At 67.5% G+C, this 23921-nt stretch carries 27 protein-coding genes; 13 read left to right on the top strand and 14 right to left on the bottom strand.

The genetic code is table 11. The features are described from left to right. Nucleotides 1-8: 8 nt before the first annotated feature. The 6 genes from lipB to P0M04_RS09350 all read right to left on the bottom strand — a co-directional run bounded on the left by lipB (nt 9) and on the right by P0M04_RS09350 (nt 4536). A complete protein-coding gene (gene lipB, locus P0M04_RS09375; protein ID WP_259451844.1) occupies nt 9-704 on the bottom strand; it encodes a lipoyl(octanoyl) transferase LipB in 696 nt (231 codons plus the stop codon). A gap of 69 nt (nt 705-773) precedes the next feature. Further along, nucleotides 774-1040, bottom strand: a complete 267-nt coding sequence (locus tag P0M04_RS09370; RefSeq protein WP_259451843.1) for a DUF493 family protein — start codon at nt 1038-1040, stop codon at nt 774-776. Nucleotides 1041-1100: 60 nt separating this feature from the next. Next, entirely contained in the window at nt 1101-3077 is a 1977-nt protein-coding gene (locus tag P0M04_RS09365) for a DUF6600 domain-containing protein (RefSeq protein ID WP_259451842.1), read from the bottom strand. Nucleotides 3078-3207: 130 nt separating this feature from the next. After that, complete coding sequence (locus tag P0M04_RS09360) at nt 3208-3843, bottom strand: LysE family transporter (RefSeq protein ID WP_259451841.1); 636 nt, start codon at nt 3841-3843, stop codon at nt 3208-3210. 90 nt (nt 3844-3933) lie between these two features. Next, entirely contained in the window at nt 3934-4218 is a 285-nt protein-coding gene (locus P0M04_RS09355; protein ID WP_036239618.1) for an HU family DNA-binding protein, read from the bottom strand. A 108-nt stretch (nt 4219-4326) separates the two neighbouring features. After that, nucleotides 4327-4536 carry a BrnA antitoxin family protein gene (locus P0M04_RS09350; protein ID WP_036239616.1) on the bottom strand — a complete coding sequence of 70 codons (210 nt, stop codon included), beginning with the start codon at nt 4534-4536 and terminating at the stop codon, nt 4327-4329. 201 nt (nt 4537-4737) lie between these two features. Between P0M04_RS09350 and P0M04_RS09345 the strand changes: the two genes are divergently transcribed. The 3 genes from P0M04_RS09345 (at nt 4738) to P0M04_RS09335 (ending at nt 9029) form a co-directional block, all read left to right on the top strand. Further along, nucleotides 4738-5667, top strand: coding sequence for a DUF808 domain-containing protein (locus P0M04_RS09345; RefSeq protein WP_259451840.1), 930 nt, complete (start codon nt 4738-4740; stop codon nt 5665-5667). A gap of 162 nt (nt 5668-5829) precedes the next feature. Further along, nucleotides 5830-8310 carry a TonB-dependent receptor plug domain-containing protein gene (locus P0M04_RS09340; protein ID WP_259451839.1) on the top strand — a complete coding sequence of 827 codons (2481 nt, stop codon included), beginning with the start codon at nt 5830-5832 and terminating at the stop codon, nt 8308-8310. A 68-nt stretch (nt 8311-8378) separates the two neighbouring features. After that, nucleotides 8379-9029, top strand: coding sequence for a glutathione S-transferase family protein (locus P0M04_RS09335; RefSeq protein WP_259451838.1), 651 nt, complete (start codon nt 8379-8381; stop codon nt 9027-9029). Nucleotides 9030-9068: 39 nt separating this feature from the next. Here P0M04_RS09335 and P0M04_RS09330 read toward each other — a convergent pair whose 3' ends face one another. Then, nucleotides 9069-9536 carry a hypothetical protein gene (locus tag P0M04_RS09330; RefSeq protein WP_259451837.1) on the bottom strand — a complete coding sequence of 156 codons (468 nt, stop codon included), beginning with the start codon at nt 9534-9536 and terminating at the stop codon, nt 9069-9071. A 33-nt stretch (nt 9537-9569) separates the two neighbouring features. Between P0M04_RS09330 and P0M04_RS09325 the strand changes: the two genes are divergently transcribed. The 4 genes from P0M04_RS09325 (at nt 9570) to P0M04_RS09310 (ending at nt 14250) form a co-directional block, all read left to right on the top strand. Next, entirely contained in the window at nt 9570-10871 is a 1302-nt protein-coding gene (locus tag P0M04_RS09325; RefSeq protein WP_259451836.1) for an SDR family oxidoreductase, read from the top strand. Continuing rightward, the gene (locus P0M04_RS09320; protein WP_259451835.1) at nt 10871-11335 is read left to right on the top strand and encodes a DUF2269 family protein; all 465 of its coding nucleotides are present in this window, start codon (nt 10871-10873) and stop codon (nt 11333-11335) included. The genes P0M04_RS09325 and P0M04_RS09320 overlap by 1 nt, the downstream gene beginning before the upstream one ends. A gap of 37 nt (nt 11336-11372) precedes the next feature. Continuing rightward, nucleotides 11373-13139: a DUF885 domain-containing protein gene (locus P0M04_RS09315; RefSeq protein WP_259451834.1), complete on the top strand. Its 1767-nt coding sequence runs from the start codon at nt 11373-11375 to the stop codon at nt 13137-13139. Between the two features lie 94 nt (nt 13140-13233). Then, nucleotides 13234-14250: a zinc-dependent alcohol dehydrogenase family protein gene (locus tag P0M04_RS09310; protein WP_259451833.1), complete on the top strand. Its 1017-nt coding sequence runs from the start codon at nt 13234-13236 to the stop codon at nt 14248-14250. 3 nt (nt 14251-14253) lie between these two features. On the opposite strand, the gene P0M04_RS09305 is transcribed toward P0M04_RS09310, so the two are convergent. After that, nucleotides 14254-15024: a glutaminyl-peptide cyclotransferase gene (locus P0M04_RS09305; protein ID WP_259451832.1), complete on the bottom strand. Its 771-nt coding sequence runs from the start codon at nt 15022-15024 to the stop codon at nt 14254-14256. 71 nt (nt 15025-15095) lie between these two features. Between P0M04_RS09305 and P0M04_RS09300 the strand changes: the two genes are divergently transcribed. Beyond that, nucleotides 15096-15527, top strand: a complete 432-nt coding sequence (locus tag P0M04_RS09300; protein ID WP_259451831.1) for a DUF7684 family protein — start codon at nt 15096-15098, stop codon at nt 15525-15527. Here the strand turns inward: P0M04_RS09300 and P0M04_RS09295 are convergent. Next, on the bottom strand, nt 15512-16576 hold the full coding sequence (locus tag P0M04_RS09295) for an NAD(P)H-dependent flavin oxidoreductase (protein WP_259451830.1): 1065 nt from the start codon (nt 16574-16576) through the stop codon (nt 15512-15514). The two genes, P0M04_RS09300 and P0M04_RS09295, sit on opposite strands and share 16 nt — an antisense overlap. A gap of 186 nt (nt 16577-16762) precedes the next feature. On the opposite strand from P0M04_RS09295, the gene P0M04_RS09290 reads away from it, so the two are divergent. Continuing rightward, nucleotides 16763-17752, top strand: coding sequence for an XdhC family protein (locus P0M04_RS09290; protein WP_259451829.1), 990 nt, complete (start codon nt 16763-16765; stop codon nt 17750-17752). Here P0M04_RS09290 and P0M04_RS09285 read toward each other — a convergent pair. Beyond that, the gene (locus P0M04_RS09285; protein ID WP_259451828.1) at nt 17749-18366 is read right to left on the bottom strand and encodes a LysE/ArgO family amino acid transporter; all 618 of its coding nucleotides are present in this window, start codon (nt 18364-18366) and stop codon (nt 17749-17751) included. The genes P0M04_RS09290 and P0M04_RS09285 overlap by 4 nt on opposite strands. Before the next feature lie 98 nt (nt 18367-18464). Here P0M04_RS09285 and P0M04_RS09280 point away from each other — a divergent pair, with 98 nt between their 5' ends. Continuing rightward, the gene (locus tag P0M04_RS09280) at nt 18465-19367 is read left to right on the top strand and encodes a LysR family transcriptional regulator ArgP (RefSeq protein ID WP_259451827.1); all 903 of its coding nucleotides are present in this window, start codon (nt 18465-18467) and stop codon (nt 19365-19367) included. Here P0M04_RS09280 and P0M04_RS09275 read toward each other — a convergent pair. Continuing rightward, the gene (locus P0M04_RS09275; RefSeq protein ID WP_259451826.1) at nt 19283-19756 is read right to left on the bottom strand and encodes a hypothetical protein; all 474 of its coding nucleotides are present in this window, start codon (nt 19754-19756) and stop codon (nt 19283-19285) included. The genes P0M04_RS09280 and P0M04_RS09275 overlap by 85 nt on opposite strands. Here P0M04_RS09275 and P0M04_RS09270 point away from each other — a divergent pair. From P0M04_RS09270 to P0M04_RS09260, 3 genes are all read left to right on the top strand, one after another. Continuing rightward, nucleotides 19755-20213: a MerR family transcriptional regulator gene (locus P0M04_RS09270; RefSeq protein ID WP_371877374.1), complete on the top strand. Its 459-nt coding sequence runs from the start codon at nt 19755-19757 to the stop codon at nt 20211-20213. The two genes, P0M04_RS09275 and P0M04_RS09270, sit on opposite strands and share 2 nt — an antisense overlap. Before the next feature lie 10 nt (nt 20214-20223). Next, nucleotides 20224-20637: a hypothetical protein gene (locus P0M04_RS09265; RefSeq protein ID WP_259451825.1), complete on the top strand. Its 414-nt coding sequence runs from the start codon at nt 20224-20226 to the stop codon at nt 20635-20637. Nucleotides 20638-20728: 91 nt separating this feature from the next. Continuing rightward, nucleotides 20729-21400, top strand: coding sequence for a beta/gamma crystallin family protein (locus P0M04_RS09260; RefSeq protein WP_259451824.1), 672 nt, complete (start codon nt 20729-20731; stop codon nt 21398-21400). An 18-nt stretch (nt 21401-21418) separates the two neighbouring features. Here the strand turns inward: P0M04_RS09260 and modC are convergent, their stop codons facing one another. From modC to modA, 3 genes are read right to left on the bottom strand one after another with little or no spacing between them, the layout of a single operon-like run. Beyond that, a complete protein-coding gene (gene modC / locus P0M04_RS09255; RefSeq protein ID WP_259451823.1) occupies nt 21419-22498 on the bottom strand; it encodes a molybdenum ABC transporter ATP-binding protein in 1080 nt (359 codons plus the stop codon). After that, nucleotides 22495-23181, bottom strand: a complete 687-nt coding sequence (gene modB, locus P0M04_RS09250) for a molybdate ABC transporter permease subunit (RefSeq protein ID WP_259451822.1) — start codon at nt 23179-23181, stop codon at nt 22495-22497. Before modB ends, modC begins: the two co-directional genes overlap by 4 nt. Further along, the gene (gene modA, locus P0M04_RS09245; protein ID WP_259451821.1) at nt 23178-23918 is read right to left on the bottom strand and encodes a molybdate ABC transporter substrate-binding protein; all 741 of its coding nucleotides are present in this window, start codon (nt 23916-23918) and stop codon (nt 23178-23180) included. The genes modB and modA overlap by 4 nt, the downstream gene beginning before the upstream one ends. Between the last annotated feature and the right edge of the window lie 3 nt (nt 23919-23921).

Below are 23921 nucleotides of genomic sequence, written 5' to 3'. Positions count from 1 at the left end.
GTGCGTAGTCAGTTGGTTGCGGCCTGCGCGACCGCTGCGGTTGAAGAGGGTGCCGTGGACAGATGGTCGATCAGCGCGGCGGCGAGGGCTTGCTGCACGTCGGCCAGCGGCGCATCCACGCCCATCGTTTTCATGTCCACCGTGGCCAGGCCGGAATAGCCGCACGGGTTGATCCAGGTGAACGGAGACAAGTCCATCGCCACGTTCAGCGAGACGCCGTGATAGGTGCAGCCGTTGCCGCGTACCTTCAGCCCCAGCGCGGCGATCTTGGCGCCCTTGCGCGGACCGTCGGCGATATAGATGCCGGGCGCGCCTTCGACGCGTTCACCCGCGAGATTATACGCCGCCAGCACATCGATCACGGCCTGCTCGATCTTGTTGACGAACTGGCGCGCGTACAATTTGCCGCCCGGCTTGTTGCGGCGCAGGTCCATCAGCAGGTAGATCACGACCTGGCCGGGGCCGTGGTACGTGACTTCGCCGCCGCGGTCGGTCTGCACGACGGGCACGTCGTGCGCCCCGACGCTCAGCAGGTGGCCGTGGTCGGCGCCCAGCCCGAGCGTGAACACGGGCGGGTGCTCGACGATCCACAACTCGTCGGGCGTGTCGGGCGTGCGCGCATCCGTGAAGGCGCGCATCGCGGCAAAAACGGGTTCGTAGTCGGCGCGGCCAAGCTCACGGATAGCCGGCTGGTTCGCTTGCATGGATAGGGTCTTTGAAGGGATACCCCGTCATTATAAGCCAGCCTGATCGCTGGCGTCCTGAACCCGGGTTTACAAAACGATCTTCACCATCGGATGCGACGACAGTTCGCGGTACAGGTTGTCCAGCATCTCGCGGCTCGTGGCGCGTACGATCACGGTCAGGCCCGTGTAGGCGCCCTTGGCCGACGGCCGCACTTCCATCTTGCCAACATGGAAAGTGGGATCATGGATGGTGACCACTTCGACGATGGTGTTGGCGAAATCATCGTGCGTCGGGCCCATGACCTTGATCGGGAAATCGCTCGGGTATTCGATGAGGGAATCTTTCGGGTCCATGATGGCCACACTCCTTTTGTAAAACAGCATTGTAGCCAAACCGCTTCGTTTCCGCCCGGATCAGCGCTCCTTCTGGTCCCGCCCGCGCTGGTCGACGTGGCGGCGTTCTTCCGACCTGGCCGGCGCGGGCGCGGGTGCCGGGGCCGGCGCAGCGGCCGGCGCCGGGCGCGGCGCCATCTGCACGGGCGGTGGCGCCGGTGCCGCGATGGGGGCCGGACGCGGCGCCATCTGCGCGGGGGCGGGAGCCGGGCGCTCGAAGCGCGGCTGCGGTTGCGGTTGCGGCTGCGGTGCCGCCATCATCGGCTGCGGCTGCGGTTGGACCTGCGGCTGCATCTGCTGCCGGTTGCGGCGCATCTCTTCGAACTGTTCGCGGCGCTCGTCGCGGCGGGCGTCGCGCTCCATCCGGTCGCGCAGCCAGATGCGGGAGTCGCCCGCAGGCGGTACCGTCTGCGGCTGCTGGATCGTCGGGCTGGTCGTCGACAGCGGTTGCGGCGGCAGGTGCGGCGTCGGGCTCGTCACGGTGCTCAGCGGCTGCGGCGGCAGGTGCGGGGTGGGACTCGTCACAGGCAAGCCCTGCGACGGCGGCGCGGTGATCACCTGGCCCTGCTGGCGCCGGGCAATGAATTCATCGCGCTCGGCGCGTGCCCGCTCGGCGCGTGCCGTCTCGATACGGCGCTCGCGGCCCGGATCCACGTGACGGCCTTCCATGCGGGCGATGCCGACGGGACCGCGGATGCCGTCCCCGTCGCGGTCCGGGCGATCCGGACGATCCGGACGGTTCGGCCGGTTCGGTAGCACCGGGGCGGCAGGCGGCGTGCCGGCCGGCACGTTGTGCACCAGCACCGGCGGCACGGTCGTGATGGGCGTGCGCGGGACGTTCACCCGGCCCGGCCGGTCGAAGCGGTCCTGGGGCACGACCGTGAGACCTTGCGGGCGGTAGTCGCGCGGGCGGCGCGGGTTGTCGCGCACGTGCTCGTTCAGCCAGCGCAGGTGGTGGTCCGGCGCGCGCCAGGTCGGCACGTAGCGGTCGTGCGGCGTCAGCGGATACCAGCCGGCAGCCGGCATCGGCCGGTTACGGTCGCGGAACGTGACGTTCCAGCCGCTGCCGCCGACCCAGCCGACGAGCGCCGGCGCCCACACGAGGTGTTCGTGGCGGCGCCCCGGTGCCCAGGCCCAGCGGTTACGTACCTGCACCCAGCGGCCGTAGTGGAACGGCGCATAGCCCCACGGCGCGTTGTCGACCCAGGTCCAGCCCCACGGATCGAGCCAGGTCCAGCTGCCGTCGCGGTACGGCACCCACGTGGAGGCCACGGTCGGGATCCACAGCGGGCCGTATTCCGGGTCTTCGCGCCAGCTGCCGTAGCGGTCGAGGTCTTCGTAGCCCGTCATCTCGGTCGTCACGTAGCGGGACGACGCGGCATTGTCCTCGTAGCGGTCGCGTGTAAGCGCCCACTCGTCGAACGAGTCGCGCACGGCGGCCATGGTACGCACGTCGGCATCGCCCACTTCGGCGCGGCGGCCGGCGCGCAGGGTCAGCTGCGAATCGCCGTCCTCGACGAGCGCCGTGCCGTCGAACACGGTGACGAAGCTGGTATCGCGCACGCGCTCGGCATCCACGCGCAGGCGGCCGGGCTGCTGCAGGCGCACGCGCGCCTGCGGGGTCTCGAGTTCGAAGCCCGCGACGATATCCGCGTTCAGCACGCGCACGCTGGCGCTGCCGTAGTGCAGGCGCAGGCGCAGGCCCTCGTCATCCATCTGCAGCACTTCCATTGACGAGTCGCCGTCCAGGCGGATCGACGTCGAACCGACGCGCAGTTCCGTGCGGCTGCCGGCCGCCGTGCTGATCGTGTTGCCCGACGTGACGGGCCAGTTGACCTGTGCCGCCATCATCTCGGCGCCGACGTCGCTGCCGATGGTGACCTGACCCTGGGCCAGCGCGACGCGGCCCACGCGCGCGGGCGGATCGGCCGCCACGGCAAGCGCCGTCAGGGTGGAGAAGGCAAGGAGGACGGCGGTTTTCGCGACGCGGTTCGGCATGATGTCTCCAGGGCGGGAGTGGGCTCGTATTGTTATTGGTAGACGCGGCGGATTGCGTCTCCTGCATTACAACGCACGAGCGTACGAAACGACGACACGAATTACAAATGGTTGCGAAATGTTTCCGCGCTCAGGCGTGGGCAGGCTTCACGAAGAACATCAGCGCGCCGACGGCCATCAACACGGCGCCGAAGAAACGGTTCTGCACCTTGACGGCGCGCGGATCGCGGAACCAGCGCTGCATCGTCGATGCCAGCAGCGCGTAGCCGTGCATGACCGTGGTGTCGATGGTGACCATCGTGACGCCCAGGATCGCCAGCTGCGGCAGCACGGGTGCCGCGTTCGAGATGAATTGCGGCAGCACGGCGACCATGAAGATGATGCCCTTCGGATTCGTCGCGTTGGTGAGAAAGCCGGTCAGGACGCGGCGGCCGAACGACGGGTGCGCCGCGAGGCCGGCCGTCGAGACGTTCGACGCTTCCGCCTTCGCGCGCCACTGGGCGATGCCGAGCCAGATCAGGTACAGCGCGCCGACGATCTTCACGATGGTGAATGCCGTTTCCGACGCGACCAGCAGCGAACCGACGCCGGCGCCGGCGATCACCAGCACGAGCACGAGGCCCAGTTGCAGGCCCAGCACGGTGGCGCTGGCCTTACGCAGGCCGTAGGCGAGGCCGTGCGACATCGACAGGATGGCGCCGGAGCCGGGCGAAATGGCGATCAGCGTGCCCGCGATGACGAAGGCGATCCAGGTGGCGAAGCTCATGGGAGAAAGACGGAAGGGGGGAATAAGGACGCAGGCATGGCGCACGGCGCCGGCGATTGCCGGACGGCCGCGGCCAGCCGCGGGTACTGCTTACTTCTTCTTCGGGTTGACGGCGGCCTTCAGGGTCGCGCCGGCAGCGAAGCGCGGCGTCTTCGACGCAGCGATCTTGATGACTTCGCCGGTAGCCGGGTTGCGACCCTTGCGGGCAGCGCGCTTGGTGACCGAGAACGTGCCGAAGCCGGTGATACCAACCGTGTCGCCTTTTTTCAGACGCTCGGTGATGATGTCGATGATGGTGTTCACTGCGTCGTTCGCAGCGGCGCCCGACATCTCGGTACGCTTCGCAAATTCAGCGATCAGTTCGCCTTTTTTCATAAATCCTCCGGGTTGAAAGAGCCGGAAGATTAGCATAATTAATTGCTGCGTGTAATCTTCTTACACGTCAGACACCCTGTATTGGCGGGGTTTCTTGCGTTTTACGCCTCAGGCCGCGGCCGGATTTGCGTCGCCGCTGGCCAGACGCAGGCGCAGCGCCGCGTTGATCAGCGTCTGGTAACCGGTGCCGGTGCGCTCGGCGCGCGAGCGGAATTCGTCCAATACTTCGTCGTCGAGGTAGATGGTGATGCGGGTCTTGCGCTTCGGAGGACGCGCACGGCGGCGCGGAACGGACGGCAGGTCGAGGTTCTGGTTCATGGGCATCTCCTTCAGGTCGGAAAGGCTGCTGCACCGCAGCCAATGTTGTCACTATACGTATGGCCCGGGATGAACTGCATGGGAAAGCGACGAGATGCAGATTTTCGGGTTTGAAACGCAGAAAACGCGCCTGAACCGTGTGCCGGGGCCGGCAGGCCGCGTCGGTTAAGATGTGAGCATATTGATATTGGGGAGTGGTACATGGCTGCAGGAAGTTTATTGGCACTCATCGACGACATCGCCACCGTGCTCGACGACGTGGCCCTGATGAGCAAGGTCGCCGCCAAGAAGACGGCTGGCGTGCTGGGCGACGATCTCGCCCTCAATGCCCAGCAGGTGACAGGAGTGAACGCGGACCGCGAGTTGCCCGTCGTGTGGGCGGTGGCGATGGGCTCGCTGCGCAACAAGGCGATCCTCGTGCCGGCCGCGCTCGCCATCTCTGCCTTCCTGCCGCAGGCGATCACGCCGATGCTGATGGTGGGCGGCGCCTACCTGTGCTTCGAAGGCTTCGAGAAAGTCGCCCATAAGCTGCTGCACAGCGCCGCCGAGGACGCGGCGCACGAAGAAGAACTGGCGACGGCGCTGGCGGCCAATGCCGACATGCTCACGGTCGAGAAGGACAAGATCAAGGGCGCGATCCGCACCGATTTCATTTTGTCGGCGGAAATCATCGTGATCTCGCTGGGCGTCGTCAACGAACAGGGCGCGTCGTTCGGCGCGCAGGTGGCGGCCCTCGTCGCGGTGGCGGTCGCGATGACGATCGGCGTCTACGGCATCGTCGCGGGCATCGTCAAGATCGACGACCTCGGCCTGTACCTGAGCCGCCGCGCGAGCAGTGCCGCGCGCGCCATCGGCAACCTGCTGCTGGCGGCCGCGCCGCGCCTGATGAAGTCGCTGTCCGTGATCGGCACGGTGGCCATGTTCATGGTCGGCGGCGGCATCATCGGCCATGCGTTCGAACCGCTGCACCACGTGGCCGAAGCCGCCGCCGCGGCGGTCGCCGGCGTCCCGGTCATCGGCAGGCTGCTGGCGGCCGTGGCCCCGGCCGTGGTCGATGCCGCGGCCGGTGTCGTCGTCGGCGCGGTCGTGCTGGCGGTGGTGACGCTGGTGCAGAAAATCCGCGGAAAGTAACAAAGTCCGGTCCACCGCGGTGCACCCATGCACCGCGCATGAGCAACTGTTGCGTCCTTACATCTATTGCGGGTTAGCACAATTGACAACGATAACAATCAAGCTCCACTATCAGTCGAGCTTGCCGTTGTACCCACGTAGATCAAGAATAAGGACAAGAGAATGCAACAACGATTTGTGCCGGAAAAAACCGTACTCGCCCTCTCCATCGCCACCCTGTTCGCCGGCACGCCGCTGCTGGCCCAGTCCCAGGACAGCACCGCCACCGTCGTCGTGACCGGTACCCGCGTCGCCAACCGCACTGCCCTCGACACCGCCTCCCCCGTCGACATCATCTCGGCCGAGACCCTCAAGACGACGGGTTCGACCGAACTGAACCAGGCCCTGTCGGTGGCGCTGCCGTCGCTGAACTTCCCGCGTCCCACGCTGACGGACGGCACCGACACCGTCCGCCCGGCCACCCTGCGCGGCATGGCGCCGGACCAGAGCCTCGTGCTGGTGAACTCCAAGCGCCGCCACACCTCATCGCTCGTGAACCTGAACGGCTCGATCGGCCGCGGCTCGGCCGCCGTCGACCTGAACACGGTGCCGTCCGCCATTGTGAAAAGCATCGAGGTGCTGCGCGACGGCGCGGCCGCGCAATACGGTTCCGATGCGATCTCGGGCGTGGTCAACGTCCGCCTGCGCACGGACCGCACGGGCGGCGAAGGCACGATCACGTACGGCGCGCACATCTCGGAATACGACCTCCTGAATGCCGCGCCGCCGGCCGGCGCCACGTGGACCGGACCCAACTCGCGCAAGCGCACGGATGGCCAGACCACGACCGTCAGCGCCTGGAAAGGCCTGCCGCTGGGCGAGACGGGCTACATCACCATCGCGGCCGAATACAAGGACCAGAACCACACGGAGCGCAGCGGCTACGACATGCGCCAGCTGTACGCGAAAGTGAACGGCGCCTACGATCCGCGCGAACTGACCATCAACCGCTTCGACGCCTGGTACGGCGACCCGGAGATGCAGCAGAAGACGGTGTTCGTCAACGTGGGCAACAACCTGGGCCCCGACGTGAAGGTCTACGGCTGGAGCAGCTACCAGCTGCGCGACGCCCGCTCGGCCGGCTACTTCCGCATGCCGCAGGACAGCCGTAACGTGCAGTCGATCTACCCGAACGGCTTCCTGCCGATCATCGCCCCGACCGTCGAAGACTTCAGCGCCGCCGCCGGCATGACCTGGAGCCTCGGCGACTGGGACATGGACACGTCGCTCGTGTACGGCCAGAACGGCATGAACTACGACATCCAGAACACGCTGAACGCGTCGATCGGCCCGACCAGCAAGACGTCGTTCGACTCGGGCGGCTTCTCGTACAACCAGATCGTGTACAACCTCACGGGCGTGCGCAAGTTCGACGTGGGCGGCCTCGCCTCGCCGCTGAACGTGGCGGTCGGCGCCGAGGCGCGCCGCGAAGGCTACGAGCTGCACGCGGGCGAGCCGGATTCCTGGCGCAACGGCGGCGTGATCCTGCCGAGCGGCATCCCGGCCGCATCGGGCGCGCAGGTGTTCCCGGGCTTCCGTCCGGCCAACGCGTCGCACACGTCGCGCACCGCGATCGGCGTGTTCGTCGACGTCGAAGCGAACGTCACCGACAAGCTGCTCGCCTCCGCCGCCCTGCGCGAAGAGCACTACAACGACTTCGGCAGCAACCTGTCCGGCAAGCTGGCGGGCCGCTACGACTTCACCAAGAACTTCGCACTGCGCGGCGCCGTGCAGAACGGCTTCCGCGCGCCGTCGCTGCAGCAGCAGAGCTTCACGTCGACGTCGACCAACTTCGTCAACGGCATCCCGTACGAGATCACGACCTTCACGCCGAACGATCCGGTCGCCGTCGCGCTGGGTTCGAAACCGCTGAAGGCCGAGAAGTCGACCAACTTCTCGCTGGGCGCCGTGATGCGTCTCGCCCCGGTCAGCCTGACGGTGGACGCCTACCGCATCAACGTGCGCGACCGCATCGTGCTGTCGGAAAACCTGTTGTCGCCGGCCGTGCGCAACTACATCGTGTCGCAGGGCTTCACGGGCGTCGGCGGCGGCCGCTTCTTCATCAACGGCGTCGACACGAAGACCCGGGGCGTGGACATCGTGGCCAGCGCGCCGTGGAACGCGGGCGCCGCCGGCCGCTTCGACTTCACCCTGGCCGGCAACTTCAACCGCACCGAAGTGACCAAGGTCCCGACCACCGCCCAGCTGGCCGCGCTGAATCCGGCGCCGGTGCTGTTCGACCGCGTGAACGTGCTGACGCTGGAAAAGGGCCAGCCGAAGAACAAGATCACGGCCAGCGCCACCTGGAAGCTGAACCAGTGGGGCATGACGGCCCGCGCCACCCGCTACGGCGAAGTGCTGTCGCCGGGCACGACGGAAGCCTTCGACTTCACCCTGAAGGCCAGGACGATCGTCGACCTGGAAGCCCGCTATGCCTTCTCTCGCCAGATGAGCCTGGCGATCGGCGCGGACAACCTGTTCGACCAGTACTCGGAAACCCTGCCGCCGGCGCTGAACACGACCAGCAACACGCCGTTCTCGAACTACACCCCGTTCGGCAACAATGGCCGCTACGTGTATGCGCGCGCGACCTACAGCTTTTAATTAAGCTTGACTCGACAACGGCGTATCGTGACACTTCACGGTACGCCGTTTTTCTTTGGAGCCGCGCCATGACGATCACGATCACCGCCTTCGAACGTTCGCCCGACGGCGGCAAGGGTCTGGCGCGCGACACACGCGTGCGCTGGGCACTGGAAGAAGCGGGCCTGCCTTACGACGTCCGCCTCGTGTCGTTCCGCGCGATGAAGGAACCGGCGCACCTGGCCCTGCACCCGTTCGGCCAGATCCCGACCTACGAAGAAGACGGCCTCGTGCTGTTCGAGACGGGCGCCATCGTCTTTCATATCGCCACCCACCACGGCGCCCTGCTGCCGGCCGACGACCACGCGCGGGCACGCGCCATCACGTGGCTGTTTGCGGCGCTCAACACCGTGGAACCGCCCATCCTGGAACTGGTCACGGCCCGGATCTTCGAAGGCGACAAGCCCTGGAGCAAGGAACGCATCCCGCTCGTCGAAGAGCGCGTGCGCGACCGCATGAAGCCGCTGTCCGCGCGGCTGGGCGACGCCGACTGGCTCGACGGCGATTTCAGCGCGGGCGACCTCATGATGGTGTCGGTGCTGCTCCGGCTGCGGCCGTCCGGCATCCTCGACGAATTCCCCGTCCTGGCCGCCTACGTCGCGCGCGGCGAGGCACGGCCCGCCTACCAGCGCGCGTTCGCGGCGCAGTTGGCCGTCAACGCGCCGTTTTCCCATCCTTGACGCCACGATTTCGCCGTCTCCCGTAGACTAGCAGCGGGATCATGACCGGCGGGTGAGCATCGCACCGAGCGCCAGCCCGACGCCGAACGCGCCGTAGACAACCGCCAGCGACGGCCGCGACAAGTGGGCTTCGAAGCCGGGCTTGAAGCGATCGGGCGTCAGCTGGTAGTCGGCGAAGCAGGCCACGGCCGAGGCGGCGGTCGCCACGCCGAGCGTCGTCGCGGGGTTCTTGCGGTCGAGCAGGTGGCCGCACAGGCGCTCGAACAGCACGGCCCAGAACATCGCGCTGCCGTGGTGGATCAGGTAGCCGGGCACCGTGTGGCGCAGGGTCGGCGTGTGTTCATGCAACGCCTCGTCGCCATGGATCCAGTGGCTGACCGCGTTGGTGGGTGCGTAGGCGCTGCCGGCTTCGCGCCGGCCGAGCAGGGCCAGCGCCGCGGTCGACAGCAGGCTGGAGGTGGCGCCGCCGACGACGCCGCGCCTGAATGCCGTGTTCCATGATTCCATGAAACCCTCCTGGAAAGTGGAGAAAGGAAAAGTATGCGGATCCTGCTCACGGGGGCCAGCGGATTCATCGGGAAACACCTGCTGCACGCGCTGCTGGCCGAGGGCCATGACGTCGTGTGCGCGGTGCGGCATCCGGAACGATTGCCCGCTCATCCGCACCTGTCCGCGATCCGCGCCGACTTCGCCAACGATACCGACAAATCCACCTGGCTGGCGCGCCTTTCCGGGGTGGAAGCCGTGATCAATACCGTCGGCATTTTCCGCGAGCGCGGCACGCAGACGTTCGAGAACCTGCACACGAGAACGCCGCGCGCCCTGTTCGCCGCCTGCGCGGAGTCCGACGACGTGCACATGGTCGTGCAACTGTCGGCGCTGGGCGCCGACGAGCAGGCCGACACGGCATACCACCTGTCGAAGAAGGCCGCCGACGACTATCTCGCGACACTCCCGATCCGTGCCGCCATCGTGCAGCCGTCGCTCGTCTACGGCGCGGACGGTGCCAGCGCGCGCGTGTTCAAGGCGATGGCGTCGCTGCCGTTCGCCGTGCGCCTGGGAGATTCCCCGCAACTGGTGCAGCCGATCCACGTGGACGACGTCGTCGCCGCCATCGTGACGCTGCTGCGCCAGCGGCTCCATGCAGACAGGGCCGAGAGTGGCCCCGTGCGCCGCATCGCCCTCGTCGGTCCGCAGGCGCGGCCCTTCGTCGACTACCTGGCGACCTTGCGCCGCGCGATGGGAATGGGAAGACTGCGCGTGCTGCCGCTGCCGGGCGGCGTAGCGAAGCTGCTCGCGCGGATCGGCGCGTGGTTGCCCGGCGCCCTGCTCGACCCCGACGCGCTGCGCATGCTCGACCGCGGCAACGCGGCCGATCCCGGCCCCACGCTGCGCCTGCTGGGCCGCCCGCCGCGCGACATCGCCTCGTTCGTCGTCGACCCCGGCGCCGAGCGGGCGCGCGCGAAGCTGGACTGGCTGCTGCCCGTGCTGCGGCTGGCCATCGCCATCGTGTGGATCGCTACCGCCATCGTCTCGGCGTTCCTATATCCGGCCGCCGCCAGCTACGAGCTGCTGGCGCGCTCAGGCATCCCCGAGCAGCTGCGTCCCGTGATGCTGTACGGCGCGTCGGTGTTCGACCTGGTGCTGGGCTTCGCCACGCTGTTCCTGCATCGGCGCCGCTGGCTGTGGCTGATGCAGCTGGCGCTGATCGGCTTTTATTCGGTCGTGATCGCCGTCCGGCTGCCGGAATTCCTGATCCACCCCTACGGCCCGCTGACGAAGAACCTGCCGATGCTGGCCGCGATCTGGCTGCTCTACGAACTCGAGAAAGAGGAAACGTGATGGACTACGTCGTCGTGAAATGGGTGCACATCCTGTCGTCGACCTTCTTGTTCGGCACGGGCATCGGGTCGGCCTGGTACATGCTGTTCGCGAACGTGAGCCGCGACGTGCGCGCGATCGCCGTCGTCAGCAAATACGTCGTGATCGCGGACTGGCTGTTCACGGCCACCACGGCCGTCGTGCAGCCCGCGACCGGGTACTACATGGTGCGCCTGGCCGGCTATCCGATGAGCAGCCGCTGGATCATGTGGTCGCTGATGCTGTACGTGCTGGCAGGGGCCTGCTGGCTGCCGGTCGTGTGGCTGCAGATGCGCCTGCGCGACATGGCGGCGGCGGCCGCGCGCGACGGCACGCCGCTGCCGCCCTTGTACTGGAAGTACTTCCGCACGTGGGTCGCGCTCGGCGTGCCCGCGTTCATCGCGTTCGTCTTCATCTTCTGGTTCATGGTGGCCAAGCCGATCTAGCTCTAGAATGCCTGCTTCACCACTGAAAGGCAGCATCATGATCCGTCTCGGCCTCGTCCTCCTGTTCGCATCCGGCGCCGCCTGCGCAGCCGCACCCGCATGGGTCGCGCGCAGCGACGCCTACACCCAGCCGGTCCTGAAGGACACGGGTAAATACGTGCCGGAGGAATCCACGGAACTGGGCGACGAAAACTACGACACTCAGGTCGCCGACCTGAAGCCGCGCGTGTACGAGCGCGAACTGGCGGACACCGAAAAACGCCTCGCAGAACTGCGCCGCCAGCGCGCGCAGGAAAAGGATGTAAAAGTGCGCCAGGACCTCGACATCCTGATCGACTCGCGCGAAAAGAAGATCGCGACGATGAAGCTGGAGCACCAGTACCTGCTCGAATACGTCAACGTGGGCGAAGTCGTGTACGGCGGCCTGCGCGCCCTGCTCGATCCGCGCAACAAGCCGGAACGCCAGAAGCTCGCACTGGTGCGCCTGAAGCGCTACGCCGGCAAGGAAGCCGGATACTCGCCGATCGCCGCGCTGGCGCGTGCCCGCGGCGAGGAACGCCTCGCCAGCAAGACGCTGATCGGGCCGTACGTGGGCGAGGTCGAGGAAGGCCTGAACAACAACGCGACCTACATGGACGGTATCGAGGAGCTGTTCAAGAAAGCGAACGTCACCGGCTGGGAAAGCGACTTCGCGGCGCTGAAAGCGCAGGTGAAGGAGTACGACGACTGGGTCAAGAGCCGCCTGATGCCGCGCACGCGCAAGGAAGTGCGCCTGCCGGAGGCGATCTACGTGAACCGCCTCGCCAACGTCGGCGTCGACATCGCGCCGGAACAGATGATCGAGCGCGCCGGCTTCGACTTCCAGGAGGTGCGCGACGAGATGCAGGTCGTGGCGGGCGTCATCGCCGCGCGCAACCAGCTGCCGTCGTCCGACTATCGCGACGTGATCCGCGAGCTCAAAAAATCGTCGATCGCCCCCGACCAGCTGATGCCGTACTACCGCGAGCGCTTAAAGGATATCGAAGGCATGGTGCGCGCCCACGACCTGGTGACGCTGCCCACGCGCGAGGCGAACATCCGCACCGCGACGCCGGCCGAAGCGGCCCGTTCGCCGGCGCCGTTCATGAGCCCTCCGCGCATGATCGGCAACACGGGAGAGTATGGCGAATTCGTGATCCCGCTGGCGAACCCGAACGCGAAGTCGAAAGAGAAGATGAACGACTTCGACTTTGCCGCAATGGCCTGGACCCTGACGGCGCACGAGGCGCGTCCGGGCCACGAGCTGCAGTTCGCGTCGATGGTGGAGCAGGGCATGTCGGTGGCGCGCGCCCGCTTTGCCTTCAACAGCACGAACGTCGAAGGCTGGGGCCTGTATTCGGAAGCGATGATCCTGCCGTACATGCCGCCGGAGGGCCAGCTCGTCTCGCTGCAGGCCCGTCTGCTGCGCATGGCGCGCGCCCTGCTCGACCCGCAGATCAACCTGGGCCGCATGACGCCCGCGCAGGCCAAGGACTTCCTGATGCGCGAAGTCGTGCTGTCCGAACCGTTCGCGCAATCGGAAGTCGACCGCTATTCGTACCGCATGCCGGGCCAGGCGACCGCGTACTACTACGGCTACGTGAAGCTGCGCGCGCTGAAGACGCAGGCCGAGATCGCGCTGGGCGACCGTTTCAGCCTGAAGGCGTTCAACGACTTCATCATCGCCCAGGGCATCCTGCCGCCGGCGCTGATGAAACAGGCGGTGCTGGAGGACTTCATCCCGAGCCAGCGGGGCAAAGTAGCGGGCAAAGTAGCGGGCAAATAAGCTGCCAAATAAGCGTGCGCCACGCGCGCCGGTCTTGTGGTGACAATATCGTCCCGCCCGGCGTGGGCGGCCGATCAACCGATGGAGGACAGCGATGCGGGCATACCAGATCTTACCCGGCGATGGCATCGACGGGCTGCAGTGCGTGGATTTTCCTCACCGTGAACTGGGCAATGGCGAAGTGCGCATCCGCGTGCACGCCGTCTCGCTGAACTACCGCGACCTGATGGTCGCCAGCGGCAACTACCTCGTCACCGTCGACGACCCCATCATCCCCTGCTCGGACGGCGCCGGCGAAGTCGTCGCCACCGGTCCCGGCGTCACGCGCGTGCAGCCCGGCGACCGCGTCGCGGCCTCGTTCTTCCCGTACTGGCAGGATGGCCCGACGAGCCCCGATAAAGTCCGCCATGCGCTCGGCGGCGACGTCGACGGCATGCTCGCGGAAGAAGTCGTGCTGGACGAGGATGCGCTGGTCAGGATCCCGGACGCCATGAGCTTCGTCGACGCGGCCACTTTGCCCTGCGCGGGCGTGACGGCGTGGAATGCCATTTTCGAGTCCAGCAACGCCGTCCGCCCGGGCGATACCGTGCTGCTGCTGGGGACGGGCGGCGTCAGCATCCTCGGCCTGCAGCTGGCCCGGGCGGCCGGGCTGAATGCGATCATCACGTCGTCCAGCGACACCAAGCTGCAGCGCGCCAGGGAGCTCGGCGCGCGCCACCTCATCAACTACCGCACGACACCGGAATGGCAGGAAGAGGTACTGCGCGCGACGGACGGCGCGGGCGCGCAGGTGGTGCTGGAAGTGGGCGGCCAGGGCACCGTGAACCGTTCGATCGCGTCCACGGCGATGGGCGGCAGCATCGCCATCATCGGCGGCGTCAGCGGCTTCGGCGGCGAAGTCAATCCGGCCACCCTGCTGGCGACGGCCAAGCGGCTCGTGGGCGTCTACGTCGGCAGCCGCGCGATGCTGGAAAAGGTCGTGCGCTTTGCCGAGGCGACCGGGCTGCAGCCCGTCGTCGACCGTGTGTTCACGTTCGACCAGGCGCGCGAGGCATACCGGCACATGGAATCCGGCTCGCACTTCGGCAAGGTCGTGATCGCGGTGACGTAACCGTCAGCGGCGCTGGACGGGCACGAGCTCGATCTCGAACAGCTTGGGCCACAGCTTGCCCGTCACGTACAGGCGGTGCTGCTTCGGCTCGTACGCGATGCCGTTCAGGACCGCATCCGGATTCGTCGTCCCGCGCTGGTCCGGCGGCAGCAGGTTCGTGCAGTCGATCCAGCCGACGACGTTGCCGGTCTCGGGATCGATACGGGCGATGACATCGGTCCCCCACACGTTGGCGAAGATCTGGCCGTCGACGATTTCCAGTTCGTTGAGCTGGGTGATCGGCTTACCCTCGGCCGTCACGCGGATGCGGCGCTGCTCGTCCAGCGTCTTCGGGTCGAGGATGCGGATCTCGTTCGTGCCGTCGCTCATGTAGACATGCTTCGCGTCGCTGGCCAGGCCCCAGCCTTCGCCCTTGTAGTTGAAGCGGCCCTTCAAGGCGAACGTCTTCGCGTCGAACAGGAAGCCGACATTGGACTGCCACGTGATGTTCACGATGGTGTCGCCCACGGCCGTGGCGCCTTCGCCGAAGTACTCGTCCGCCAGGTCCTTCTTCTGCAGCACCTTGCCCGATTTGAGGTCGACCTTGCGCAGCGACGAGTGCCCTTTCTGGCCCGTGGATTCGTACAGCTGGCCATCCCTGAAGAACAGGCCCTGCGTGAAGGCTTGCGTGTCGTGCGGATAGGTGGCCTTGACGAAGAACCCATACACGGGAATGGCCGCCTGGGCGGACGTGACTGAAACGGCGGCGAGCGCGAGGGAAGCAAGGATTTTCATGGGACTCCACGGATCGGGCCGGACCGTCCCGGCGCGAGCAAGATAGTAACGCAGGATGGTAAGCTATTGCCATGCAACGAAAGACTCTTACATATCTGCACCTGCCGCCCGACGCCGACCTGCCCGACCTGGGCGCGCGCCCGCCCTTCCTCGCCATCGTGCTGGCCGAGGACGAGGTCGCGGAAATGTGGCTGTGGGACGTCGCGCGCTGGCTCGTCGCATCCGGCGCGCGCTATGTGCAGGCCTGGGGCAAGGATGCCGAGGCCTGGATCGAGGCCGTCGACGATGCGGCGCTGGAAGCCGTCGACTACGAAGATGCGCCCGAGGACCGGCGCGTGCTGGCCACCGCCCACGATGCGGGGGACGAGGACGTGGACGAGGTGTTCTGGTTCACGAAGCACCGCGCCGCGCACCCTGCCCTGCCGCTCGACGCGGTGCTGGTCGTGCACATCGCGTCCAGGCCGCGCAAGGAAGCCATCGAGACGGCTTACGCGGACGCCTGAGCCAGTTCCTCGCCCAGCAGGCGCACCAGTTCACCTGCCGGCAGCGCCCGTGCGAGCGCAAACCCCTGTCCGGCCCAGTTGACCGAGAAATCGTTGTTGCCGGCCTTCGTGGCCGCCGCGTTCAGCGCCTTCACGGCATCGTAAGCGATCGGATAATCCGGCAGCGGCGGGTGGCCCGGCGCGCCGATCTCGCTGAACAGCCGGTTCACGAACCCGCGCGCGGGACGGCCGGAGACGACGTCCGTCACGGCCGTGATCACACCCTCCCCCGCCTGCATCAACGCGCGGTGGTGCTGGGGTGCCGACGACTCCGGGCACAGGATGAACGCGGTGCCCATCTGGACGGCGCTCGCGCCCAAGCGCAGCGCGGCGGCGATGCCGTTCCCGTCCATGATGCCGCCGGCCGCGATCACCGGAATGCGAACGGCGTGCGCCACCAGTTGCGTGAGCGCGAACGTGCCGATGGCGGGATCGCCCCGCTCCGGATCGAACAGCCCGCGGTGGCCACCAGCTTCGTAGCCCTGCGCGACGACGGCGTCGATGCCGGCCGCCTCCACCTGGCGCGCTTCGTCCACCGACGTCGCGCTGGCCAGCAGCACGATGCCCGCATCCTTCAGCGCCTGGATACGGCGCGCGTCCGGCAAGCCAAAATGAAAGCTGACGACGGCGGGCCGCGCTTCCAGCAGCACGTCCAGCATCGGATCGTCGTCGAGGAAGCTCTTGTAGATTTCGCGTAAAGACGCCGGCGGCTGCGCGCCGTTGGCGGCGAAATGCGGAGACAGGTAGTCGAGCCAGGCCGCTTCGCGCGCGGCGTCAGCCTGCGCGGGGCGGTGGCAGAACACGTTGACGTTGAACGGCCGGTCGGTCAGGCGGCGCACGTCGGCGATGGCGGCGCGGCCCTGCCCGGCGTCCCCGGCGCCGACGGAGATCGAGCCCAACGCACCCGCCCGGGACACGGCCGCCGCCAGCGCGGCCGTCGAGACGCCGGCCATGGGGGCCTGGATGACGGGAAGGTCGATGCGGAGCAGGGACAGCAGGTCTGGCTTCATGATGGTCTCCAACACGGGTCGCAGTCCGACGAGTATAGCGCCGTCGTGCGCAAAAACGGTATAAACCGTTTTTGCCCCCCTACACTCTTGTCGGGTATCCGGGCCCGTCGCGGTTCGCGTTTTTGCGTTAGGATGCATGCTGCCCTGTGGGCTTAAGAATTATCGATTGGCAACAAAAGGAAGGCAATGGACAGTATCGACCTTGAAGTGCTGCACGCCTGCGACCAGTGGCTGCGCGCCGGCTGGCGCTGCGAGTACGTGACCGTCGTCAGGACGTGGGGCTCGAGCCCGCGGCCGGAAGGCGCCACGATGGCGATCCGCGCCGATGGCGTCGTCGTCGGCTCGGTCTCGGGCGGCTGCATCGAGGACGACCTGATCGCCGCCGTGCGCGAACAAGGCATCGTACGTACGGCGCCCGAAGTCATCACGTACGGCATCTCGGCCGACGAGGCGCACCGCTTCGGCCTGCCCTGCGGCGGCACGATCCAGCTCGTCGTCGAGCCGCTCGGTGCGCACAGCCGCATGGACGAACTGCTCGCGCTGGCCCAGCGCCGCGTGCTGACGCGGCGCACGCTCGACTTGACCACCGGCACGGTCGAACTGGCGCAGGGCGAAGCGGACCAGCAGCTGCGCATGGACGGCGAGACGCTCGTCACGATCCACGGCCCGCGCCTGCGCATGCTGATCATCGGCGCCGGCCAGCTGTCGCAATTCCTGGCGCAGATCGCCGTCGGCCTGGAATACCAGGTGACCGTGTGCGACCCGCGGGAAGAATACCGCGCCAGCTGGGCCCTAGCGGGCGTCGACGTCGTGCACGCGATGCCGGACGACCTCGTGCTGGAGATGAAACTGGACAGCCGCAGCGCCGTCATCGCCCTCACCCACGACCCGAAGCTGGACGACCTCGCGCTGATGGAGGCGCTCAAGACGGACGCGTTCTACATCGGCGCCATCGGCTCGCGCGCCAACAATGCGCGGCGGCGCGAACGCCTGCGCGAATTCGACCTCACCGAGGACCAGATCGCGAAGCTGCACGGCCCCATCGGCCTGTACATCGGCAGCAAGACGCCGTACGAGATCGCAGTCTCCATCCTCGCCGAACTGACCGCGGTGAAGAACGGCGTCGCGCTGCCGGCGCAGATGTCGGTCGAACACGGCAAGGCGCTCGCGGCCTAGTGTTCGACAAGTAGCAGCGCGGCCAGCACGAGCATCGTCGTCCCCGTAAAACCTTCGACGGCGCGCCAGACGGCGGGCCGCGCCAGCACGAACGCGCAACGGCGCGCGCCCAGGCCCAACGCGGAAAACCACAGCAGCGACGCCGTCATCGCGCCGGCTGCGAACGACACGCGGTGATTCGCCGCGAGACTGCTGCCGACGGCGCCCAGCAGCACCACGGTATCCAGGTACACGTGGGGATTGAGCAGCGACATCGCCAGCACGATGCCCAGTGCGCGGGATGCCGTCGCCGCGACCTGCCCGTCGCCCGCATTCGGCGCCGCCGCCCCGCGCCAGCAGCTTTTCAGACAGCGCAGTCCGTACCACAGCAGGAAGGCGGCGCCGCCCCAGCGGGCCGCGAGCAGCAGCGGGGGCGCGCTTTCGATCAGGGCACCGAAGCCGGACATGCCCAGCGCGATCAGGGTGACGTCGATCAGCACGCACGTGAGCACCGTCAGGACGACGTGGCGGCCGGCGACGCCCGTGCGGATCACGTGTGCGTTCTGGGCGCCGATCGGCATGATCAGGCTGGCGCCCATGCCGAGGCCTTGCAGGAAAATCGGTTGTGAAAACATGCTACCTCCTGTTGTTATTGCGGAGCAGCATGCCGTTTTCGGACGGCCACATCAATTATATTAATGACTTCTAAAGTTTATTAAGCTGGGCTAATCCAATGAAAATCGATCCGCGCCGCAGCGAGGCGTTCGTCGCCGCCGTCGACAGCGGCAGCCTGGAGCAGGCAGCCGCGCTGCTGAACGTGACGCCGTCCGCCATCTCGCAGCGCATCGCCGCGCTGGAACACGACCTGGGCACGCCGCTGCTCGTGCGCGCCCGTCCCTGCCGGCCGACAGCGCCCGGCATGCGCCTGCTGCAATTCCTGCGCCGCCGCGCGCTGCTGGAAGACGAATTCTTCGCCGAGCAGCAGGCCGATCCGGGCCCGGTGCGCGTCGCGCTGGCCGTCAACAACGACACCCTCGCCACGTGGCTGCTGCCCGTGCTGGCGCCCGTCCTGATCGAGGAAGGGCTGCTCGTGGAATTCGTCACGGGCGACCAGAGACATACGTTCGCGCTGCTGGAACAGGGGCTTGCCCTCGCCTGCGTGTCCGGCGAGACGGAGCCGATGCGCGGCTGCACCGTGAGTCCGCTCGGCGTGATGCGCTACCGGATGGTGGCGGCGCCCTCCTTCGCGTCGCGCTGGTTCCCCGGCGGGATCACGAGAGAAGCGGCGCGGCGGGCGCCGGTGATGGTCTTCGACCGCAACGACCGGCTGCAGACGGCGTTCCTGCTGCAGCACTTCGGTCTGCCGGAAGGGTCTTATCCGTTCCACTACGTGCCGTCCAGCGACCCGTACGTGCAGGCGATCCGCCTGGGTCTCGGCTACGGCCTGCTGCCGCTGGAACAGTGTGCGGACATGCTGGCGAGCGGCGCCCTCGTCGACCTGACGCCGGATCTGTTCGTCGACGTGGCGCTGTACTGGCACGCCTGGCGCATTCAGCCGCCGCGGCTGGAGCGCATGGGCGCGGCGCTGGTGAAGGGCGCGCGTGCGGCGCTGCTGCCGCCTTCATGCTCGCTCTGAGCAACCGGCAGCCACTGCGCCACGCCCCAGCAGAATTCCGGCACGAGGAACAGCCATAACAAGGGCGCACCGCTGGTGGCGAGCGCCCACGCCATCCAGATCGAGAACAGGAAGCGGCCGACGCCATCGTAGCGCCCCAGGGTGACGCTGGCGGCGCGCAGGCGCAGCACGGACCACACGAGCACGATGCTGCCCATCAGGCAGGCGAACAGCACGTGGAACGGGCCGAAGTCCGGCAAGGCGTCGCCGCCGAGGTACTGGTTGACGGTCGAGAGCTGCGCGTGCGCGAAGGCGAACGTCCACGGCGTGGCGAAGGGCGCCGTGAGCAGCAGGTCGTACGCGGCGCTGGCACGCACGACGGTGAGAAAAGCGGATCGGCTGAGTTGCATGGAAATCTCCCGGAATGAAGGTTCCGACATCATCGACCCTGGAGTACACTCCAAGGTCAAGGTATTTATCGCACCCACCGCCATGCAGATCGGAGAACTCGCCGCCGCCACCGGCCTCACCCGGGATACCCTGCGCTTCTACGAGAAACGCGGGCTGCTGCTGTCGCGCCGTCTCGCCAACGGCTACCGCGACTATCCGCCCGAAGCCGTGCAATGGCTGTGCTACCTGCGCGCCGCCCAGGCGCTCGGTTTTACGCTGGCCGAGATCGAGACCGGCCTGCCGCTGCTGGACGATCCGGCCGCCGCCGCGCCGCTGCTGCGTGATGCGCTGCTGCGCAAGCTGGATGACATCGATGCGCGCATCGCCGGCCTGTCCGCCCTGCGTGCCGATTTGACGCGCGAACTGGCGCAGCCGGGGTTCGGCTGCCCGGTACTGGAGGAGCAAGCCGCCGCGTGAGGAGGTCTTGATGACCTGGGGTATCGAATTCTCATCCGACCGATTCCTGCCGACCTTGCCGGAAGGCTGCCAGGCCAACCCGGGCGTCTATGGTTTCGAGCTGGCCCTGTGGCTGGCGCAGGCGTTGAACCGCCAAGGCATCGTGACGGGCTACCCGAGCGCGGAAGACTGGGGCTGGTGCTTCGACTACGCGCCGGCGGACGACCTGCGGCTGACGATCGCCTGCGCCAGCCTGTGCAAGGCCGACGCGGGCTATGACGGCCGTCCGATCGGCTGGGCGGTCTCGATCCACGAACAACGCAGCCTGGAGCAGCGCCTGCACAACATGTCGAACCACGCAGCACTGGAAGACCTGGGCCGGCAGATCGTCGACCTGCTGCGGGCCGAACACATCGACGCCATCCACGTGCGGCCGGTCGGGTAAAATTTTGTTACAAGGAAACTGTCAGCCGTCCGTACGGCGCCGGCGTTAACAGCACAGGCGCCGACGGAAGGCGCACACCCATGGAGAAATCATGAAACGCCTGCTTGCCGCCGCCGCCGTGCTGGCCACCTTCACCCACGCAGCCTTTGCCGGAGAACTGACGCTGTTCTCGGACAGCAATTTCCGCGGCCAACGCGTGACCATCGACCGCGACGCCGCCAGCCTGGGCGATGTCAACTTCAACGACCGCGCGTCGAGCGCCGTCATCCGCTCGGGCACGTGGCTGCTGTGCGAGCACGCCAACTTCGGCGGCCGTTGCGAAGAGTTCGGTCCGGGCGAGTACCGCGAGCTGTCGGGTTTTAATGATGCCGTCTCCTCGGCGCGCCAGCTCGACCGCGACCGCGGTGGCCGCGGCCGCTGGCGCGATCACGACCGTGACGACGACCGTGGCGCCTGGCGTGGCGAAGACCGCGGGGATCGTGGCGACCGCGGCGGCTGGCGCGGTGACCGTGGCGGCCCCGACGTCGTGATGTTCGCCGGCCCGCGCTTCGAAGGCCAGCAAGTGGAACTGGCGCAGGACGTGCGTGCGCTGAGCGACGTCGGCTTCAACGACCGCGCCACCTCGCTCATCATCCGCGAAGGCCGCTGGGAATTCTGTGAACACGCCGACTTCCGCGGCGAATGCGTCGTCCTGGGCCCGGGCCGCTACGACATGCTCGACCGCATGAACAACCGCATCTCGTCGATGCGCCGCGTGCGCTGACCCCGGTTTGAGGCAAGTTCAACTTAGCAACGCCACGCCCTTGATCTGCACCCACAGCCGCAGCCCGGGCGCGATGCCCAGCTCGCGGCGCGAGCGTTCGGTGATGCGGGCCAGCAGCGGCGACTCTCCCATCCGCAATTGCACGAGCACGTGGCCCGGCGTATCGGTGGCGGCCACGGCCGTCACCACGGCCGGCAGCCGGTTGACGATGCTCGTGCCTTGCGGGCGCTCCAGCGCCAGGCTGACGTCGCGCGCGTGGATGCGGCAGCGCAGGTGCGTGCCGACGGCTTCGCGGCGCCGGCCCACGAACAGCGCGCCGCCTGCGAATTCCAGCCGGGATAACGCGTCTTCCTCGTGGCCGGCCAGGATCGTGTCCAGCACGACCCCGGCGTCGTCGGCAAAGCTGGGCGGCAGGTCCACGCGCGCCAGCGTCTCCGACAGCGGCCCGCTGGCGACCGCCTTGCCGTCGTCCAGCAGCACGAGGTGATCCGCGAGCCGCGCGACCTCGTCCGGCGCGTGGCTCACGTAGATAATCGGGATCGCCAGTTCCGCATGCATCCGTTCCAGGTAGGGCAGGATCTCCTGCTTGCGGCGCAGGTCGAGCGCGGCCAGCGGTTCGTCCATCAGCAACAGCCGCGGCGACGCGAGCAGGGCGCGTGCGATCGCCACGCGCTGGCGCTCGCCGCCCGACAGACCGTCCGGCCGGCGCTCGAGCAGGCTTGCTATCCCCAGCAGGGCCGTCACGGGCTCCAGCGCGAAGCGGCGTTCGTGCACGGGCACGCGCTTGCGGCCGAACTCCAGATTGGCGCGCACGGACAGATGCGGGAACAGGCTCGCTTCCTGGAACACATAGCCGATGGCCCGTCGATGCACGGGGACGAACACGCCGCGCGCGTCGTCCTGCCAGACGTCATCGCCGAGCGCGACGACACCGCCGGGCGCGCGTTCCAGGCCGGCGATGGCGCGCAAAACCGTCGTCTTGCCGGAGCCGGAATGGCCGAACAGCGCGCTGATGCCGCGCTGGGGCAGGTCGAGGTCGACGTCCAGGCAAAATGCGCCGCGGTCCATGCGCAGGCGCACGCGCAATCCGTCCGTCATCGGCGCCGTCCTTTCATCGCTTGCGGATAAAAGGTGTACAGCGCCAGGAGCACGAGGAAGCTGAAGACCAGCATGCCGCCCGCAAGCCAATGCGCCTGCGCGTATTCGAGCGCTTCGACGTGGTCGTAGATCTGCACGGAGACAACGCGCGTCTTGTCCGGGATATTCCCGCCGATCATGAGCACGACGCCGAATTCACCCACCGTGTGCGCGAACCCGAGCACGGCGCCGGACAGGAAACCGGGCCGCGCCAGCGGCACCGCCACCGACCAGAACGTGTCCCATGGACTCGCGCGCAAGGTGGCCGCCACTTCCAGCGGCCGCGTGCCGATCGCCTCGAACGCATTCTGCAGCGGCTGCACGACGAACGGCAGGGAATAGCACACGGACGCCAGCACGAGACCACCGAACGAGAACGGCAATAATCCGATGCCGAGCGCCTCCGTCAGCTTGCCGACCGGGCCGTTCGGCCCCAGCAACAGCAGCAAATAAAAGCCGATCACGGTGGGCGGCAACACGAGAGGTAATGCCACGACGGCCCCGACCGCGTGACGCAGGCGCGAGCGCGTGCGCGCGAGCCACCACGCGACCGGTGTGCCGATCGCCAGCAGCAGCAGGGTCACGACGGTCGCCAGTTCCAGCGTCAGGCGGACGGCCGCGAAGTCGGCGGCGTCCAGCATCACAATGCGTAGCCGTACGAGCGGATGATCTCCCTGGCTTTGCTCGATTTCAGATAGCCTGCCAGCGCCTTCGCAGCCGGATTGGCGCCGCCCTTGGCGAGGATGACGGCGTCCTGGCGGATCGGGCCGTGCAGGTTGTCCGGCACGATCCAGCCCGAGCCGGACGTGAACCTGCCGTCACGATAGACCTGCGACAGCGCGACGAAGCCGAGCGGCGCATTGCCCGTGCTGACGAACTGGTGCGTCTGCGCGATGTTCTCGCCCTGCACGAGCTTGCCCTGCACGCGGTCGTGGACGCCCAGTTTGTTCAGCGTCCCGATGGCGGCCGCGCCGTACGGGGCCGTCTTCGGATTGGCGATGGCGAGATGGGCGTAGTCGCCCGTTTTGAGGACCTGGCCCTGGCCGTCGACATAGCCGTCCTTCGCGGACCACAGCGCCAGCTTGCCGGTCGCGTACGTAAAACGCGTGCCGGGCACGGTGCGGTGCTCCGCTTCCAGTTTCGCGGGTGTCTCGTCGTCGGCCGCGAGCAGCACCTCGAACGGGGCGCCGTTGACGATCTGGGCGTAGAACTTGCCGGTGGCGCCGAAGGCAAGGACGGCCTTGTGGCCCGTGTCCTGTTCGAATGCCGCCGCGATTTTCTGCATCGGCGCGGTGAAATTGGCGGCGACTGCCACCTGCACCTCGTCCGCCTGGGCGGCGTGGCACGCGATCAGGGCCAGCAGGCCGGCGAGTTGCTTCATGGT

Origin of the sequence: Telluria mixta (genome assembly GCF_029223865.1) — a bacterium.
In the GTDB taxonomy this organism is placed as follows: domain Bacteria; phylum Pseudomonadota; class Gammaproteobacteria; order Burkholderiales; family Burkholderiaceae_D; genus Telluria; species Telluria mixta.
This window is presented reverse-complemented; position numbering and strand designations above follow the sequence as displayed.

What these genes read in the sequence shown, in the direction of transcription:
- lipB (WP_259451844.1), bottom strand. Translation starts at nt 704, where the DNA reads ATGCAAGCGAACCAGCCGGCTATCCGTGAGCTTGGCCGCGCCGACTAC.
- P0M04_RS09370 (WP_259451843.1), bottom strand. Translation starts at nt 1,040, where the DNA reads ATGGACCCGAAAGATTCCCTCATCGAATACCCGAGCGATTTCCCGATC.
- P0M04_RS09365 (WP_259451842.1), bottom strand. Translation starts at nt 3,077, where the DNA reads ATGCCGAACCGCGTCGCGAAAACCGCCGTCCTCCTTGCCTTCTCCACC.
- P0M04_RS09360 (WP_259451841.1), bottom strand. Translation starts at nt 3,843, where the DNA reads ATGAGCTTCGCCACCTGGATCGCCTTCGTCATCGCGGGCACGCTGATC.
- P0M04_RS09355 (WP_036239618.1), bottom strand. Translation starts at nt 4,218, where the DNA reads ATGAAAAAAGGCGAACTGATCGCTGAATTTGCGAAGCGTACCGAGATG.
- P0M04_RS09350 (WP_036239616.1), bottom strand. Translation starts at nt 4,536, where the DNA reads ATGAACCAGAACCTCGACCTGCCGTCCGTTCCGCGCCGCCGTGCGCGT.
- P0M04_RS09345 (WP_259451840.1), top strand. Translation starts at nt 4,738, where the DNA reads ATGGCTGCAGGAAGTTTATTGGCACTCATCGACGACATCGCCACCGTG.
- P0M04_RS09340 (WP_259451839.1), top strand. Translation starts at nt 5,830, where the DNA reads ATGCAACAACGATTTGTGCCGGAAAAAACCGTACTCGCCCTCTCCATC.
- P0M04_RS09335 (WP_259451838.1), top strand. Translation starts at nt 8,379, where the DNA reads ATGACGATCACGATCACCGCCTTCGAACGTTCGCCCGACGGCGGCAAG.
- P0M04_RS09330 (WP_259451837.1), bottom strand. Translation starts at nt 9,536, where the DNA reads ATGGAATCATGGAACACGGCATTCAGGCGCGGCGTCGTCGGCGGCGCC.
- P0M04_RS09325 (WP_259451836.1), top strand. Translation starts at nt 9,570, where the DNA reads ATGCGGATCCTGCTCACGGGGGCCAGCGGATTCATCGGGAAACACCTG.
- P0M04_RS09320 (WP_259451835.1), top strand. Translation starts at nt 10,871, where the DNA reads ATGGACTACGTCGTCGTGAAATGGGTGCACATCCTGTCGTCGACCTTC.
- P0M04_RS09315 (WP_259451834.1), top strand. Translation starts at nt 11,373, where the DNA reads ATGATCCGTCTCGGCCTCGTCCTCCTGTTCGCATCCGGCGCCGCCTGC.
- P0M04_RS09310 (WP_259451833.1), top strand. Translation starts at nt 13,234, where the DNA reads ATGCGGGCATACCAGATCTTACCCGGCGATGGCATCGACGGGCTGCAG.
- P0M04_RS09305 (WP_259451832.1), bottom strand. Translation starts at nt 15,024, where the DNA reads ATGAAAATCCTTGCTTCCCTCGCGCTCGCCGCCGTTTCAGTCACGTCC.
- P0M04_RS09300 (WP_259451831.1), top strand. Translation starts at nt 15,096, where the DNA reads ATGCAACGAAAGACTCTTACATATCTGCACCTGCCGCCCGACGCCGAC.
- P0M04_RS09295 (WP_259451830.1), bottom strand. Translation starts at nt 16,576, where the DNA reads ATGAAGCCAGACCTGCTGTCCCTGCTCCGCATCGACCTTCCCGTCATC.
- P0M04_RS09290 (WP_259451829.1), top strand. Translation starts at nt 16,763, where the DNA reads ATGGACAGTATCGACCTTGAAGTGCTGCACGCCTGCGACCAGTGGCTG.
- P0M04_RS09285 (WP_259451828.1), bottom strand. Translation starts at nt 18,366, where the DNA reads ATGTTTTCACAACCGATTTTCCTGCAAGGCCTCGGCATGGGCGCCAGC.
- P0M04_RS09280 (WP_259451827.1), top strand. Translation starts at nt 18,465, where the DNA reads ATGAAAATCGATCCGCGCCGCAGCGAGGCGTTCGTCGCCGCCGTCGAC.
- P0M04_RS09270 (WP_371877374.1), top strand. Translation starts at nt 19,755, where the DNA reads ATGGAAATCTCCCGGAATGAAGGTTCCGACATCATCGACCCTGGAGTA.
- P0M04_RS09275 (WP_259451826.1), bottom strand. Translation starts at nt 19,756, where the DNA reads ATGCAACTCAGCCGATCCGCTTTTCTCACCGTCGTGCGTGCCAGCGCC.
- P0M04_RS09265 (WP_259451825.1), top strand. Translation starts at nt 20,224, where the DNA reads ATGACCTGGGGTATCGAATTCTCATCCGACCGATTCCTGCCGACCTTG.
- P0M04_RS09260 (WP_259451824.1), top strand. Translation starts at nt 20,729, where the DNA reads ATGAAACGCCTGCTTGCCGCCGCCGCCGTGCTGGCCACCTTCACCCAC.
- modC (WP_259451823.1), bottom strand. Translation starts at nt 22,498, where the DNA reads ATGACGGACGGATTGCGCGTGCGCCTGCGCATGGACCGCGGCGCATTT.
- modA (WP_259451821.1), bottom strand. Translation starts at nt 23,918, where the DNA reads ATGAAGCAACTCGCCGGCCTGCTGGCCCTGATCGCGTGCCACGCCGCC.